The 15,244-nt window shown below is 64.8% G+C and carries 15 protein-coding genes; 9 read left to right on the forward strand and 6 right to left on the reverse strand.

Annotated features, from left to right (window positions below; genetic code table 11):
- Nucleotides 1-1,050: DUF72 domain-containing protein (locus G3N92_RS20795; RefSeq protein ID WP_206129466.1), on the forward strand; the 1,050-nt coding region annotated here is incomplete at its 5' end.
- 92 nt (nt 1,051-1,142) lie between these two features.
- Here the strand turns inward: G3N92_RS20795 and msrA are convergent.
- A complete protein-coding gene (gene msrA, locus G3N92_RS20800; RefSeq protein WP_206129478.1) occupies nt 1,143-1,706 on the reverse strand; it encodes a peptide-methionine (S)-S-oxide reductase MsrA in 564 nt (187 codons plus the stop codon).
- Nucleotides 1,707-1,806: 100 nt separating this feature from the next.
- Nucleotides 1,807-2,322, reverse strand: coding sequence for an IS3 family transposase (locus tag G3N92_RS20805; protein ID WP_241014922.1), 516 nt, complete (start codon nt 2,320-2,322; stop codon nt 1,807-1,809).
- A 129-nt stretch (nt 2,323-2,451) separates the two neighbouring features.
- On the opposite strand from G3N92_RS20805, the gene G3N92_RS20810 reads away from it, so the two are divergent.
- Nucleotides 2,452-3,201 carry a TdeIII family type II restriction endonuclease gene (locus G3N92_RS20810; RefSeq protein ID WP_206129467.1) on the forward strand — a complete coding sequence of 250 codons (750 nt, stop codon included), beginning with the start codon at nt 2,452-2,454 and terminating at the stop codon, nt 3,199-3,201.
- 27 nt (nt 3,202-3,228) lie between these two features.
- Here the strand turns inward: G3N92_RS20810 and G3N92_RS20815 are convergent, their stop codons facing one another.
- Entirely contained in the window at nt 3,229-4,677 is a 1,449-nt protein-coding gene (locus tag G3N92_RS20815) for a DNA cytosine methyltransferase (protein ID WP_206129468.1), read from the reverse strand.
- A gap of 480 nt (nt 4,678-5,157) precedes the next feature.
- Here G3N92_RS20815 and G3N92_RS20820 point away from each other — a divergent pair, with 480 nt between their 5' ends.
- Entirely contained in the window at nt 5,158-5,664 is a 507-nt protein-coding gene (locus G3N92_RS20820; RefSeq protein ID WP_206129479.1) for a flavin reductase family protein, read from the forward strand.
- Here G3N92_RS20820 and G3N92_RS20825 read toward each other — a convergent pair.
- Nucleotides 5,651-6,151: an Lrp/AsnC family transcriptional regulator gene (locus G3N92_RS20825; RefSeq protein WP_206129469.1), complete on the reverse strand. Its 501-nt coding sequence runs from the start codon at nt 6,149-6,151 to the stop codon at nt 5,651-5,653. The two genes, G3N92_RS20820 and G3N92_RS20825, sit on opposite strands and share 14 nt — an antisense overlap.
- A 127-nt stretch (nt 6,152-6,278) precedes the next feature.
- Here G3N92_RS20825 and kynB point away from each other — a divergent pair, with 127 nt between their 5' ends.
- From kynB to G3N92_RS20855, 6 genes are all read left to right on the forward strand, one after another.
- Nucleotides 6,279-6,917, forward strand: coding sequence for an arylformamidase (gene kynB, locus G3N92_RS20830; RefSeq protein WP_206129470.1), 639 nt, complete (start codon nt 6,279-6,281; stop codon nt 6,915-6,917).
- Nucleotides 6,918-6,975: 58 nt separating this feature from the next.
- Nucleotides 6,976-8,226: a kynureninase gene (kynU, locus tag G3N92_RS20835; protein ID WP_206129471.1), complete on the forward strand. Its 1,251-nt coding sequence runs from the start codon at nt 6,976-6,978 to the stop codon at nt 8,224-8,226.
- A gap of 59 nt (nt 8,227-8,285) precedes the next feature.
- Nucleotides 8,286-9,200 (forward strand): tryptophan 2,3-dioxygenase, encoded by a 915-nt coding sequence (gene kynA, locus G3N92_RS20840; protein WP_206129472.1) that lies wholly within the window; start codon nt 8,286-8,288, stop codon nt 9,198-9,200.
- 229 nt (nt 9,201-9,429) lie between these two features.
- Nucleotides 9,430-10,821 carry a D-arabinitol 4-dehydrogenase gene (dalD, locus tag G3N92_RS20845; protein WP_206129473.1) on the forward strand — a complete coding sequence of 464 codons (1,392 nt, stop codon included), beginning with the start codon at nt 9,430-9,432 and terminating at the stop codon, nt 10,819-10,821.
- A 112-nt stretch (nt 10,822-10,933) separates the two neighbouring features.
- The gene (gene xylB, locus G3N92_RS20850) at nt 10,934-12,415 is read left to right on the forward strand and encodes a xylulokinase (RefSeq protein ID WP_206129474.1); all 1,482 of its coding nucleotides are present in this window, start codon (nt 10,934-10,936) and stop codon (nt 12,413-12,415) included.
- Nucleotides 12,416-12,475: 60 nt separating this feature from the next.
- Nucleotides 12,476-13,423: a sugar-binding transcriptional regulator gene (locus G3N92_RS20855; protein WP_206129475.1), complete on the forward strand. Its 948-nt coding sequence runs from the start codon at nt 12,476-12,478 to the stop codon at nt 13,421-13,423.
- A gap of 213 nt (nt 13,424-13,636) precedes the next feature.
- Here the strand turns inward: G3N92_RS20855 and ugpC are convergent, their stop codons facing one another.
- Nucleotides 13,637-14,749 (reverse strand): sn-glycerol-3-phosphate ABC transporter ATP-binding protein UgpC, encoded by a 1,113-nt coding sequence (ugpC, locus tag G3N92_RS20860; protein ID WP_206129476.1) that lies wholly within the window; start codon nt 14,747-14,749, stop codon nt 13,637-13,639.
- 88 nt (nt 14,750-14,837) lie between these two features.
- On the reverse strand, nt 14,838-15,244 hold a 407-nt coding region (locus tag G3N92_RS20865), incomplete at its 5' end, for an HAD-IA family hydrolase (protein WP_206129477.1).

The following is a 15,244-nucleotide window of genomic DNA, read 5'->3' on the forward strand; positions in this document are numbered from 1 at the left end:
CCGCTGCCCGCCAACGCCAGCGCCGCCGCTCGCGCTCCCGACGACAAGCCTGCCCGCCGCTCGCGCAAGCGCGGCGTGACGCCCGCCGCGATCGGCGACGCCGTGGCCGCCACGGCCGCCGCGCTGCCGCCCAACGTGCGGCTCGGCACCTCGACCTGGTCGTTTCCGGGCTGGAACGGCATCGTCTACGGCGACGATTACTCGCCGCAGAAACTCTCGCGCGACGGCCTCGACGCCTACGGCGCGCATCCGCTGCTCAAGAGCGTCGGCATCGACCGCTCGTTCTACGCACCGCTGTCGATCGCCGAGTATCTGCGCTACGCGCAGCAGGTGCCCGACGATTTCCGCTTCGTCGTGAAGGCGCCCGCCTCGGTGACCGACGCCGTGGTGCGCGGCTCGCGCGGCGAGCCGGCCGGCCCGAACCCGGCGTTCCTCGACGCGCGCATCGCCGTCGACGAATTCGTGCGGCCCTGCCTCGACGGCCTCGGCCGCAAGGCCGGCGCGCTGGTGTTCCAGTTCTCGCCGCTGCCCGACGCGCTGCTAGCCGATCCGGCCGGCCTGATCGAACGGCTCAGCGCGTTCTTCGCGGCGCTGCCGCCGCTGCCGGCCGAGCCGGACAGCCCGCGCTACGCGATCGAGATCCGCGATTCGATCCTGCTCACGCCGCGCTTCATCCGCGCGCTGGCCGCATCGGGCGTGCGTTACTGCGTCGGCCTCCATGCGCGGATGCCCGATCCGCTGCGTCAGGCCGCAGCGCTCGCGCTGCTCGACGGCGATGCGCCGGGGCCGCTGGTGGTGCGCTGGAGCCTGCACGGCGGCTTCAAGTACGAGCAGGCCAAGGCCAAGTACGACCCGTTCGACCGGCTGGTGGACGAGGATCCGCACACGCGCGAAGCGCTCGCCGATCTGGCCGCGCGCTACGTGCTGGCCGGCCAGCCGGTGCTGATCACCATCAACAACAAGGCCGAAGGCTCGGCGCCGCTGTCGTGCATCGCGCTGGCGAAGGCGATCGCCGAATCGGTCGAACGCCACCGCGCCGATCCGGGCTGATCGGCCCCCGCGCCATGAAAAAACGGCGGCGTCGCAATCGACGCCGCCGTTTTCCGTTCACCGGCCGCCTTCCGGCCGTCAGGTCGCCGCGCTCACGCGCCGCGCGACTTGAGCCGGTGCGCGAATTTCTGGCGGAATTTCGCGACCTTCGGGCCGATCACGGCCGCGCAATAGCCTTGCTGCGGATTGCGCGCGAAATAGTTCCGGTGATATTCCTCGGCCGGCCAGTAATTGCCGTCGAGCGGCTCGACCACCGTCACGATCGGCGCGCCGAAGATCTGCTCGCGGCCCAGCGCGGCGATCACGTCGAGCGCGGCCTCGCGCTGCGCGTCCGAATCGGCGAACACGATCGAACGATATTGCGTGCCGACGTCCGCGCCCTGACGATTCAACTGCGTCGGATCGTGCGTGGCGAAGAAGATTTCGAGGATCTCGCGGTAGCCGATGCGGGCCGGATCGAACGTCACCTTGACCACTTCGGCGTGGCCCGTATCGCCCTCGCACACGGCGCGGTAAGTGGGGTTGCGCGTCTGGCCGCCCGCGTAGCCCGATTCCACGGCGAGCACGCCGTCGACATCGAGAAACACCGCCTCGGTGCACCAGAAACAACCACCACCTAAAACCGCAATCTCTGTCTTTTCTGGGTTGTTTTCCATCATATTTCCTTGATTTCCATAGATAGGCTGCTTTTCCATACCCGTCACAACACTTGGCCACTATAGGTTGATTGTAATGACCCAGCCGAACCTGCACAGGTTAAGCGGCTAAAGCAAACGCCTCGGCCGGGGTCTTCATCTTCAGCGACTGATGCGGTCGCCGGTGGTTGTAGAGCTGAATCCAGTCGGCGATGGCGCGGCTCGCATGCTGCAGCGACTCGAAGCGTTGCCGGTGCACGAATGGCTCCTTCAACGTTTTGATCAGCCGCTCGATCATGCCGTTTTGTTGCGGGCAATGCGGCGTGATGAACGCCTGCTTCAGCCCGTAATCACGCACCCGCTTCGTGTACGTTCGGCTCGTGAAAACCAGACCGTTGTCGCTCCTCAACAGGAACGGTGTCGATACTCGACCCAGTGTGCCGAATCGCGCGATCAACGCGTGCTCCAGTGCGCTTGCCGCGGTCGTCGCCTTTCCGCTTCGGGACAGGTGCCAGCCCAGCAACTCGCGCGTGTAGCAATCGATGACCAGGGCCAGCGTTGCCCAGCCATCTCGTCCCGCCCAGATACGGCACAGGTCGGTCGACCAGCGTGAGTTCGGTTTGATGTCTTCGTCCATCTTCGTGCTCGTCGTCTTTTCATTCATTATGACGTGAGCAGGTTTTCACTGGGTCGGCACACTTACATGCTGCACATCCAGTCGAGCCCTTGGTAGACTTGAGGTTTATTGCTTTGTCAAAGGGATGTGATGCGGGAAGATTGCGCAGAGTTCATTGCAAATGAATTCAGTTCTTGTGTTCAGAACACTATTCAACGAATAGCTGGTGAAGATACCCACCGACCATTTCACAGTGCATTGCTTTCAGAAGAGGCTCTTTTTTGGAGCCGATTCGAAAGATCCTTCAGCACTTCTTTTGGACAGCGGGTTATTGAGAGGATTTCTCAGGCTGCTGCAATTTCTGGCGGAGCAGAGGAAGCAGTCAATCAAAATGAATCCACATTCTTCTTGTCGCAGCCTCAACTTCAGGCAATTGACGAGCACATTACATCAATACGAGCAGGATTTAGAGTCGCCAACTGGCAAAGTACTGTAAATCAATTATCCGCAATTCAGCCTACTGGACAGCAATACTCACATAGGGTTATTTCCGATCTTTATTGGAGAAAGAACGGCATAAACAACTATATGAGCATCAAGACTGTCAAGCCGAACATTGATCAGACGGCCGAAGCCAAACGAGATTTACTTAAACTTAAGTTGGCCGACCCCACAGCCAATGTCTATTACGGTCTTTACTACAATCCATATGGTGAAAATAAGTCGGATTATGCTTGGACACCACCAAAAAACATTTTCAACTTCAATACCGACCCTTGTATTTTAATCGGGAAAGAATACTGGGACACGCTTGGCGGCATAGGGTTTTATGAGGAACTACTTACCATTGCCCGGCGAGTGGGCACCTCAACAATACAGAGCATCCAAGGATTGAGATAAAAAAAGCACCCACATGGGTGCTTTTTTTCATTCAAACATATCCGGCGTCAAATTCTCTTTTTTACTTTTCTTCTTTTTCACAATCTCTTTTGGCTTACTTCCTTTGTGCTTGGCAAGCCATGTCCGATGATCAGTGTCTTTGTATCTAGAATAAGGAAAATCTTCAATACTTGAAATTGATTCACCATTGGAATGCTTTAAAATCAACCTTCCAATTGCTTCACCAAGCCCAGTCGGCACAGCATTTCCAATTTGCTTATATTGATCAACCAAAGAACCACAAATTACCCAATCATCAGGAAATTGTTGCACTCTCTTATATTCTTGAATGCTTAGTGGTCTGTTTTCAACAGGATGAGCCAAGTCAGTTGCTGGCATAGCTGGGTGTGTCACCAAGGTAGGAGAAGGCTTGTCCCAAGCAAGTCTTCTCAAAAAACCTGTCTTACCACCACCAGCATAAAACGATTTTCCGAGAGCCTCTTTTTGCAAATCCAGTGGTAGATTCTTCCAATATTCACCCGAACCAAGCATCCGATAGTACTTCAAGCGGTCTTCCGGAAAATTCAAATGCTGATGTTGAACGTCCTCCAACCCAGATACAGCATTTCTGAAAGTGTTCCACTTTGGCAAACCGAAACCAGGGTCGTTGCTATGAGTTGGCTCCAGATAAGGTAATTCTTCACCACCCTTGTGACAAATCAAAACCACTCGCTCGCGAACTTGCGGAGAGCCGAAATTTGCAGAGTTGTATAGATTGAAGGAAACACCATATCCGGCCTCCCTTAATCTATTCACGATTAAAAGCAATGCCCCACCAGGTTGCTCATCAGAGTTAAGTGGATTCTCCCCATCCCTTTCAGAGTGAGGACGGTGTGATAACGGAGCCGACAGAAGACCACGAACATTTTCCAATACAGCATATCGCGGCTGCAGCTCCTCAATCAGTTCCAGGTAGCGAATTAGAGCACCACCTCGCTGATCATTAAAACCTCTTCTTGCCCCAGCAGTGCTAAAGGCTTGGCATGGCGGCCCGCCAACGATCAGATCAATCTCTTCTACTGGCGAAAGCCCTGCCGCTTCTCTGATTTGTTCCGGCGTGTAATTCCAAACATCACCAAGCAATGCAATTTCAGGTTTATTTGCAACAATAGTCTTTCTACATGCCTTATCAAACTCGCATGTTGATAGAACCTCAATTCCTGATTTTTCCAACCCTATATCAAGACCCATGGCACCAGAGAAAAAACTCAGTGCAATGAATTTTGGTTTTTCCTTAGATGTATTTTTACGATCCAGCGGGTTAACATGGTTTTGAGGAACGGCCAAGTATTGAACCAAGCTTTCACGATCAACAAGCCATTGCTTTCCTAGTTGTTGACCTGCAATTGTTCCGTTCTTCAAGAGAGTGCGAACTCGCTGCTCAGTAAGCCGCATCATTTCAGCAGCTTCTTTTGTTGTTATCACATCGGGAATCATCTTGTTTCGCTCGCGAAAAAAACCATAGTCCAATTTTATCGCAGCTACACCACACTAGCAACTGATCCCGATAGGGCTGTATGTTCGAACCGCTCCGCCGTGTCCTTCTGATTGCCTCAGACCACAGCTTGGCTGTGTGTCTGGTTCCTCATCAGAGCAAAATAACCTATGAAAAACCTATAAAAGTTCAACCTGAAAACGACATCGTTTAAAATCATCAACTTGGAGTTGCATTACTGCTAATAAACAACGTTTTGCCGATACCTGGCACCAGAAACACCCGCCGCCGATGGCGACGTCCTGCACCGCCTGATTCATGCCCGCTCGTGACAGAAGATCCGGCCGCGGTTCGGCCGAACCGTTGCGGGCCGCCGGGTCGGGCGGCCATCGAATCCGCTAAAATCGGGACAATTTCCCGGATTTCCAGATGACGTCACTTCCCGTGCTTTCCAGCTCCCCGAAGGCGGTATCCCGATGACGATGCGCGCCGTGCCGCCCGATTTCGACGTTGCCGCGTTCCGCCAGGCGCTCGGCCAGTTCGCCACCGGCGTGACGGTCATCACCACGCGCGCGCCGTCCGGCCAGTTGATCGGTATTACCGCCAGCTCGTTCAATTCGGTGTCGCTCGATCCGCCCCTCGTGCTGTGGAGCCTGGCCACGCGCTCGGCGTCGCTGCCGGTGTTTCGCGGCAACAGCCATTATGTGATCAATGTGCTGGCGGCGTCGCAGTTCGATCTGTGCAAACGCTTCGCGACCGCCAAGGGCGACCGCTTCGAAGGGGTGTCGCACGAGGCCGGCCAGTCGGGCATGCCCGTGCTCGACGGCGCGCTGGCCTGGTTCGAATGCCACAACCGCAGCCGCTACGACGAGGGCGACCACGTGATCTTCGTCGGCGAGGTCGAACGCTGCGGCCTGCACCCCGATGCCGGCTCGCTCGCGCCGCTGGTGTTCCACGGCGGCGCGTTCCACGACCTCACTCGGCTTTGACGGCGCCCGTGCGCGCCAGCGAGACGGGCGGCCCCGCCTCGTCCTTGAGCGTCTGCAAGACGATGTTCGAGCGGATGTCCATCACGCCCGGCGCCTTGTAGAGCTGGTTCAGCACGAAATCGGAGTAGTGCTTCAGATTGTGGGCCAGCACGCGCAGCAGATAGTGCGTCTCGCCCGTCACCACGAACGCCGACGCCACCTCCGGCCAGGCCTTGATCGCCTCGGCGAAGCGCTCGTGCCATTGCTCCTGGTCGTTGCGCATCGACACCTGCACGAACGCCTCCAGTTCAAACCCCAATTTTTCGCGGCTCAGGCAGGCGCGGTAGCACTCGATCACGCCCTGCTCCTCGAGCAGGCGCATCCGCCGCAGGCAAGCGGACGGCGACAATGAAATACGCTCGGCCAGATCGAGGTTGCTGATCCGGCCCTCCTGCTGCAATACGGCGAGAATACGGCAATCGGTAGCATCGAGCGAGATCGCGTGCATTTCTGGTCCCCGTTTTGACTATCGTTCAAATTATCTGCGATATTTGCGGAATGTCCATGTTTATTTCGCAAGCACCTTTCAACGTCGTTTGCCTATCATTCGACGGATCGGAACTTGCTCAACGACGATGGACACGCTCTGGGACATTTCCCCCGCCATTTCCCCCGCCACGCCTGTCTGGCCGGGCGACACGCCGGTGTCGGTCGAGCGCGTCTGGCGCATCGAGGCCGGCTCGCCGGTCAACGTCGCGCGGCTGACGCTGTCGCCGCACACCGGCGCCCACGCGGATGCGCCGCTACATTACGACGCGAACGGCGCGCCGATCGGTGCGGTAGCGCTCGACGCCTATCTTGGCCCGTGCCGCGTGATCGACTGCCGCGGCGCGGCGCCGCTCGTCACGCCTGAACAGATCGCCGGCGCGCTGGCCGGCGCGCCGGCGCGCGTGCTGCTGCGCACCTACGCTGCCGCGCCGCAGGACGCCTGGGACAGCGCGTTCTGCGCCGTCGCCCCGGCCGCGATCGATCTGCTGGCCGCGCACGGCGTGCGGCTGGTCGGCATCGACACGCCCTCGCTCGATCCGCAGGAATCGAAAACGATGGCGTCGCACGGACGCGTTCGCGCGCACGGCATGGCGATCCTCGAAGGGCTGGTGCTCGACGCGGTGCCGGCCGGCGATTACGAGCTGATCGCGCTGCCGCTGAAATTCGCCACGCTCGACGCCAGCCCGGTGCGCGCCGTCCTGCGCGCGCTGCCCGGCGCGGCCTGACCCGATCCAACCGATCCGGCGCCCCCGCGCCGCTCCCACTTCCATGAGATTCGACGCCATGAATACCCGCGAAGACGCGCTCGCCCTCGACCGCGACGACCCGCTCGCCCCGCTGCGCGAACGCTTTGCGCTGCCCGACGACACCATCTACCTCGACGGCAACTCGCTCGGCGCACGCCCGAAGGCCGCGGCCGAGCGCGCGCGCCAGGTGATCGAGGCCGAATGGGGCCACGACCTGATCCGCAGCTGGAACACCGCGGGCTGGTTCGCGCTGCCGCGCCGCCTCGGCGATCGACTCGCGCCGCTGATCGGCGCGGCCGACGCCGAAGTGGCGATCACCGACACGATTTCGGTCAACCTGTTCAAGCTGCTGGCCGCGATGCTGCGCGAGCAGGCCAAGCGCGCGCCGTCGCGCCGCGTGATCGTCTCGGAGCGCTCGAATTTCCCGTCGGATCTGTATATCGCGCAGGGCCTGATCGCCCAGCTCGACCGCGGCTACGAATTGCGCCTGGTGGACGACGCCGCTGAACTCGAGGCGGCGATCGACGAGCACTGCGCGGTGGCGATGATCACGCACGTGAATTACCGCAGCGGCTACATGCACGACATGGCCGCACTGACGCGCCACGCGCAGCAGGCCGGCGCGCTGATGCTGTGGGATCTCGCGCATTCGGCCGGCGCGGTGCCGGTGGATCTGAACGGCGCGGGCGCGGACGGCGCGGTGGGCTGCACCTACAAATACCTGAACGGCGGCCCCGGCTCGCCGGCCTTCGTGTGGGTGCCGAAGCGCCATCAGGCCAGCTTCGAGCAGCCGCTGTCGGGCTGGTGGAGCCATCGCGCGCCGTTCGCGATGGAGCCGGGCTTCCAGCCCGACGCGAGCATCTCGCGCTTCCTGTGCGGCACGCAGCCGATCGTGTCGATGTCGATGGTCGAATGCGGGCTCGACATCTTCCACGAAACGAACATGGCCGCGATCCGCCGCAAGTCGCTGGCGCTGGCCGACGCGTTCATCGCGCTGGTGGAAACGCGCTGCGCCGGGCTCGACCTGACGCTCGTCACGCCGCGCAAGGCGGCCCGGCGCGGCTCGCAGGCCAGCTTCGAGCATCCGCACGGCTACGAGGTGATGCGCGCGCTGATCGCGCGCGGCGTGATCGGCGATTACCGCGAGCCGCGCATCCTGCGCTTCGGCTTCACGCCGCTCTACACGCGCTTCGTCGACGTGTGGGATGCCGTGGACACGCTGCGCGACGTGCTCGAAACGCGCGCCTGGCAGGCGCCCGAATTCGCCGCGCGCACCGACGTGACCTGAGCCCCCGCGCACGCCTCTCGCCCCCATCGAATCCCATCGACCCCACGGAGCCTGTCATCGTGAATCCCGATCAATCGGCCCCGAGCCACGCCGGCGCCGACGCGCCGCAGCGCTGCCCGTTCTCGGGCGCACCGGCCGCACCCGCCGCCGGCGGCGAAGGCTGGCACGAAGCCCAGCTCGACTTCTCGAAGTCGATGAGCTACGGCGATTACCTGTCGCTGACGCCGATCCTCAACGCGCAGCACCCGCTCTCGCCCGACCACAACGAGATGCTGTTCATCATCCAGCATCAAACCAGCGAGCTGTGGATGAAGCTCGCGCTCTACGAACTGCGCGGCGCGCTCGATTCGATCCGCGCCGACGCGCTGCCGCCGGCGTTCAAGATGCTGGCGCGCGTCTCGCGGATCCTCGAACAACTGGTGCAGGCGTGGAACGTGCTGGCCACCATGACGCCGTCGGAATACTCGGCGATGCGGCCGTACCTCGGCGCGTCGTCGGGCTTCCAGTCGTATCAGTATCGCCAGCTCGAATTCCTGCTCGGCAACAAGAACGCGCAGATGCTCAAGCCGCACGCGCACCGCCCCGACATCCTCGCGGAAGTCGAGGCCACGCTCGACGCGCCGTCGCTGTACGACGAGGTCGTGCGGCTGCTCGCGCGGCGCGGCTTCGCGATCGCGCCCGAGCGGCTCGAACGCGACTGGCGCGCGCCGACCGAGCACGACGTGTCGGTCGAGGCGGCCTGGCTGGCCGTCTACCGCGATCCGTCGGCACACTGGCAACTGTACGAAATGGCCGAGGAACTGGTCGATCTGGAGGACGCGTTCCGCCAGTGGCGCTTCCGTCACGTCACCACGGTCGAGCGCATCATCGGCTTCAAGCAGGGCACGGGCGGCACCAACGGCGCGCCGTATCTGCGCAAGATGCTCGACGTGGTGCTGTTCCCCGAGCTGTGGCACGTGCGCACCACGCTGTAAGCCGCCCAACGCGTGCCCGCGCGGCACGCATCGCAACACGATCGCGCGCGGGCGTCCTGCCCGCGCCACCCGCCCCGCCCGCCGTTTTTCCCGCGCCGTTTCACGCCGCAGCGCAGCATCGAAATGCGTGCGTTCCGCCTTGACTTTCGCAGGCTCGAACATGATCATTCGTTCACGTAGAGAGCAAATGATCTTAACAAGGCCGTGACCGGCCACCAGGAGACAACGGATGAATCCTTCGCCGACCGCCGCGCCCGTGATCCTCCACATCGGCGCCGGGTCCTTTCACCGCGCCCATCAGGCCTGGTATCTGCACCGCGTCAACGAAGCCGCCGCGCCGGACGCGCGCTGGTCGCTGGCGGTCGCCAACATCCGCGACGACATGCAGGCGACGATGGACGCGCTGGCCGCGCAGCAGGGCGTCTACACGCTCGAAACCGTCACGCCGGCCGGCGAGCGCACCTACGAGGCGATCCGCTCGATCTCGCGCGTGCTGCCCTGGTCGATCGACCTGCGGGCGCTGATCGAGGCCGGCGCCGATCCGGCCTGCCGGATCGTCTCGTTCACCGTGACCGAAGGCGGCTACTACCTCGACGAACACAACCGGCTCGACGCCGGCAATCCCGATCTGGCCGCCGATCTGCAAGGCGCGCGCACCACCATCTACGGCGCGCTGGCCGCGCTGCTGACCGAACGGCAGGCCCGCGGCGGCGGCCCTGTCACGCTGCAAAGCTGCGACAACCTGCGCAGCAACGGCGCGCGTTTCGAGGCCGGCATGCGCGAGTTCCTCGAACGGCGCGGCCTGACCGACCTGCTGGCCTGGTTCGACGCGAACGTGTCGTGCCCGAGCGCGATGGTCGACCGCATCACGCCGCGCCCCACGCCCGACGTGGCCGAACGCGTGAAGGCCGCCACCGGCATGGACGACGCCTGCCCGGTGATGGGCGAATCGTTCATCCAGTGGGTGATCGAGGATCGCTTCGTGGCGGGCCGCCCGGCCTGGGAACAGGCGGGCGCGGAAATGGTGGACGACGTGCATCCGTACGAGGAAGCGAAGATCCGCATCCTCAACGCCACCCACAGCTGCATCGCCTGGGCCGGCACGCTGGCGGGCCTGTCGTACATCCACGAAGGCACGCACGACCCGGCGATCCGCGCGCTCGCGCACGCCTACGTGAGCGACGACGTGATCCCGTCGCTGACGCCGAGCCCGCTCGATCTGGCGCGCTATCGCGACGTGGTGCTGGAGCGCTTCGGCAATCCGTACATCCTCGACACCAACCAGCGCGTGGCCGCCGACGGCTTCTCGAAGATCCCCGGCTTCATCGCGCCGACCTTCGCCGACTGCTTCGCGCGCGGCGCCGAGCCGGTGTCGACGGCCGTGCTGCCGGCGCTGTTCCTGCGCTTTCTCGAGCGCTGGGCGCAGGGCCTGCTGCCGTATGCGTACCAGGACGGCGTGATGGATCCGGGCGTGGCGCGCGCGATCGTCGCGGCCGACGATCCGGCGGCCGCGCTGGCCGCCGATCGCGGGCTGTGGGGATCGCTGGCCGGCGACGCGCGGCTGCTGCACGCGCTGCGCGCCGGGCTGGCCCGCGTCGACGCCTGGCGCGACGCGAACTGAACCCGCTCCGCCCTCCCCGGCCCGCGCCGTGTGCGGGTCATCCGGCATTGGCACCGGCCGGGGCGCGCGGCTACAGTAGCGACTCTCTGACGACGGACTGCTTCCGCCCATCATGTATCTCGGCATCGATCTCGGCACCTCGGAAGTCAAGGTGCTGCTGCTTTCTCCCGACGGCACCGTCGTCGGCACGGCGGGTACGCCCTTCACCGTCACGCGCGCGCATCCGCGCTGGGCCGAGCAACAGCCCGAGGATTGGTGGGCGGGCACCTGCGCGGCACTGGCCGCGCTGCGCGCGCGCCATCCGTCCGACTACGCGCAGGTGCGCGGCATCGGCCTGTCGGGCCAGATGCACGGCGCGGTGCTGCTCGACCGCGAGGATCGCGTGCTGCGGCCCGCGATCCTGTGGAACGACATGCGCAGCGACGAGGAATGCACGGCGCTGACCGAACGCGCGCCCGAGCTGCACAAGCTCGCCGGCAATCTCGCGATGCCGGGCTTCACCGCGCCCAAGCTGATGTGGGTCGCCAATCACGAGCCGGACGTGTTCCGCCGCATCGCCTGCGTGCTGCTGCCGAAGGATTACCTGCGGCTGCGGCTCACCGGCAACCGCGTGTCCGATCCGTCGGACGCGGCCGGCACGCTGTGGCTCGACGTGGCGCGCCGCGACTGGTCCGACACGCTGCTGGAGGCCGGCGGCATGACGCGCGATCAGATGCCGCGCGTGATCGAGGGCAACGCGCCGTCGGGCACGCTGCGCGGCGACGTGGCGCGCGAACTCGGCCTGAAGGACGGCATCGTGGTGGCCGGCGGCGGCGGCGACAACGCCACCAGCGCGCTCGGCATCGGCGCGACGCAGCCCGGCGACGGCTTCGTCTCGCTCGGCACCTCGGGCGTGCTCAGCATCGTCGGCGACCGCTTCATGCCGTATCCCGAACGCGCCGTGCACGCGTTCTGCCACGCGATCCCGAACCGCTGGCAGCAGATGAGCGTGGTGCTGTCGGCCGCGAGCTGCCTGCGCTGGGTCTGCAAGCTGACCTCGACCGACGAGCCCACGCTGATCGCCGAAGTGGCCGCGCTCGATCCGGCCGAGCTGGCCGACGCGCCGATCTTCCTGCCCTACCTGTCGGGCGAGCGCACGCCGCACAACGATCCGTACGCGCAGGGCGTGTTCTACGGCATGACGCACGGCACCGACCGCGCGCGGCTCGGCTACGCGGTGCTCGAAGGCGTGACGCTGGCGATCGCCGACGGCCACGACGCGCTGGTGGCGGCCGGCTCGGCCTGCGAATCGCTGGCGCTGATCGGCGGCGGCGCGCGCAGCGCGTACTGGGCGCAGCTGATGGCCGACACGCTCGACGTGCGCACCCACCAGCTCGGCGGCGGCGCGACCGGCGCGGCGCTCGGCGCGGCGCGGCTCGGCTGGCTGGCCGACGGCGGCGATCCGTCGCAAGTGCTGACCAAGCCGCCGCTGTCGGCCGAGTACGTGCCCGATGCGGCCCGCCACGCGCGGCTGCGCGAGCGGCTCGACGCCTATCGCGCGCTGTACCGCCACGTCCGGCCGCTGTTCGAACCGTCGCGCCCGCGTCTCGCCTGACGCCGATTGCGATAGGATCGCTACCTTTTCCGCCTGCCCCGTTCCGAGCGACCTCGCACCGTGTCCAAGTCATCCGAAAAACTCGATCTCGCCACGCGCGCCGCCTGGCTCTACTACGTGGCCGGCGACACGCAGAACGAGATCGCCGAGAAATTGCAGGTCTCGCGGCCGGTCGCGCAGCGGCTCGTGGCGTTCGCGGTCGAGAAGAACCTGATCCGCGTGCGCGTCGATCACCGCGTGGCCGATTGCCTCGATCTGGCCGCGCAATTGTCGAAGCGCTACGGCCTGTCGCTCTGCGAAGTGGTGCCGATCGACGCCGACACGCCCGATTCGATCGACCGCAAGCTGGCCGTGGCCGGCGCGCAGGTCATGGAGCGCTACATCAACGAGGAACGGCCGATGGTGATCGCGGTCAGCAGCGGCCGCACGCTGAAGGCGGCCGTGGCGCAGATCGCGCAGATCGAGCGGCCGCAGCACCGGCTGGTGTCGATGGTCGGCGCGATCGCGCAGGACGGCTCGTCGAACCCGTACGACGTCGCGCAGCACATCTCCGAGAAAACCGGCGGCAAGCACTTCCTGCTGCCCGCGCCGCTGATCGCCGACAACGAGGCCGAGCGCGCGCAGTGGTGCAATCACCGCCTGTACCGGATCGTCGAGCAATTGACGGCCGACGCCGACGTGGCGTTCGTCGGCATCGGCAACGTGGGCGACGATTGCCCGCTGCATGTGGACGGCTTCATCACGGCGGACGAGCTGAGCGAGATGATGGAATACGGCGCCGTGGCCGAGATGGTCGGGTTGCCGATGGATGCGCGCGGCGGCCGCGTCGTCACGCCGTCCACCGCGCGCGTGACGAGCGTGCCGCTCGACGCGCCGCCGCGCCGGCCGACCATCGGCTTCGCGGGCGGCCCGCGCAAGCAGGCGGCCGTGCTGGCCGCGCTGCGCGGCGGCTGGCTGTCGGGCATCGTGACCGACGAGAGCTGCGCGCGGGCGGCGCTGTCGGACTGAGCACGGCGTCTGCTCTGCCAGCCTCGCGCGGAACGGCGGCCTCGACGGCCGCCGTTTTTCGTTGGACCGCCTGCGCGGGCGATCGCATCGGCGCCCATCGCGCCGCCCACAACGAAAAAAGGCCGCGCGGGATTCGCGCGGCCTCGACAACGGCTCGCTCTGCATGCAACCGGGCCGCCCGCCTGGGCGAGCCCGATCCTGTTCGCTATTCGCTCAGGCCGCCTTCGCGTGCGGCGAGCGCCGCTCGAACGCCCGGCCTTCGGCATCGAACAGATGGCAATGCTCGGGCGCGGCCTGCACGCGCAGGATCGTGCCCGGGCGATGCGTTTCGAGCGGCGGGATGCGCGCGATCATGCCGTCCGGCGCGACCGCCGACTCGGCGTACAGATAAGCCGAATCGCCGAGCGATTCCACCGCCATGGTCTTGACCGCCACACCCTCGCCGTCAGCCACGCCGACCTGCAGATGCTCGGGGCGGATGCCGACCGTGACCTTGTCGCCCGTCTTCAGCGCGCCGGTGCGCACCGCCACGCGCTGCGTCTCGCCCGACTCGAAGCGCACCGTCGCCTCGTCGGCCGACACGGCCTGCGCCACGCCTTCGAGGAAGTTCATTTTCGGCGAGCCGATGAAGCCCGCCACGAAGCGGTTGGCCGGCGCGTGATAGAGCGTGTTCGGCGTGCCGACCTGCTGCACGCTGCCGCCCGACAGCACCACGATCTTGTCGGCCAGCGTCATCGCCTCGACCTGATCGTGGGTCACGTAGATCATCGTGGTCTTCAGCTCGTCGTGCAGGCGCGCGAACTCGAGACGCATCTTCACGCGCAGCGCGGCGTCGAGGTTCGACAGCGGTTCGTCGAACAGGAACACCTTCGGCTTGCGCGTGATCGCGCGGCCGATCGCGACGCGCTGGCGCTGGCCGCCCGACAGTTGCTTCGGCTTGCGCTCCAGCAGGTGATCGATGTGCAGGATCCTGGCCGCGTTGCGCACGGCGGCGTCGATCTCGGGCTTCTTCGCGCCGGCCAGCTTCAGGCCGAACGCCATGTTGTCGTACAGCGTCATGTGCGGATAGAGCGCGTAGGACTGGAACACCATCGCGATGCCGCGCTTGGCGCTCGGCGTCTCGTTCACGCGCACGCCGTCGATCATCAGGTCGCCGCCGGAAATATCTTCCAGCCCGGCGATCATCCGCATCAGCGTGGACTTGCCGCAGCCGCTGGGGCCGACGAACACCACGAACTCGCCATCGGCGATGTCGAGGTTCACATTGCTCAGCACTTCGTTGTCGTCGTAGCGCTTGCCGATATTGCGCAGAAGCACGCTTGCCATGATTTGTCTCCGCTCCATTGACGGCCGCCCATGAGCGGTGCGGCCGGTTCGACGCGCGCGGCGGGCCTGCCCGCGCGCGGCCCTGCATTCATTGCGACGGCACGGTGCCTGTCGCGATCCATTGCGCAACCAGCCCCGGCAGCGCATCCATGCGGTCGAACACGTGGCGCGCGCCGATCGCGCGCAACGCATCGACCTGCGACGGCGAAGCGTGCCCGCCGCCGATGAAGCCGATCACCGTCATGCCGGCCGCAGCCGCGGCGGTGATGCCGGTCGCGCTGTCCTCCACCACCAGGCAGTGCGCCGGCGCGAAGCCGAGCGTGTGCGCGGCGGCCAGATACACGTCGGGCGCGGGCTTCGGCCGCTCGACGCCGTCCGCGCAGAACAGCCGTTCGCCGAAGTGCCGCTTCAGGCCGGTGCGCGCGAGCGCCGCTTCCACGTAGGCGCGGTTGCTGTTGCTCGCGCAGGCGATCGGCAGCGCGATGGCGTCGAGCG

It is taken from the genome of Burkholderia sp. Ac-20379, assembly GCF_017104645.1.
Taxonomy (GTDB): Bacteria; Pseudomonadota; Gammaproteobacteria; order Burkholderiales; family Burkholderiaceae; genus Burkholderia.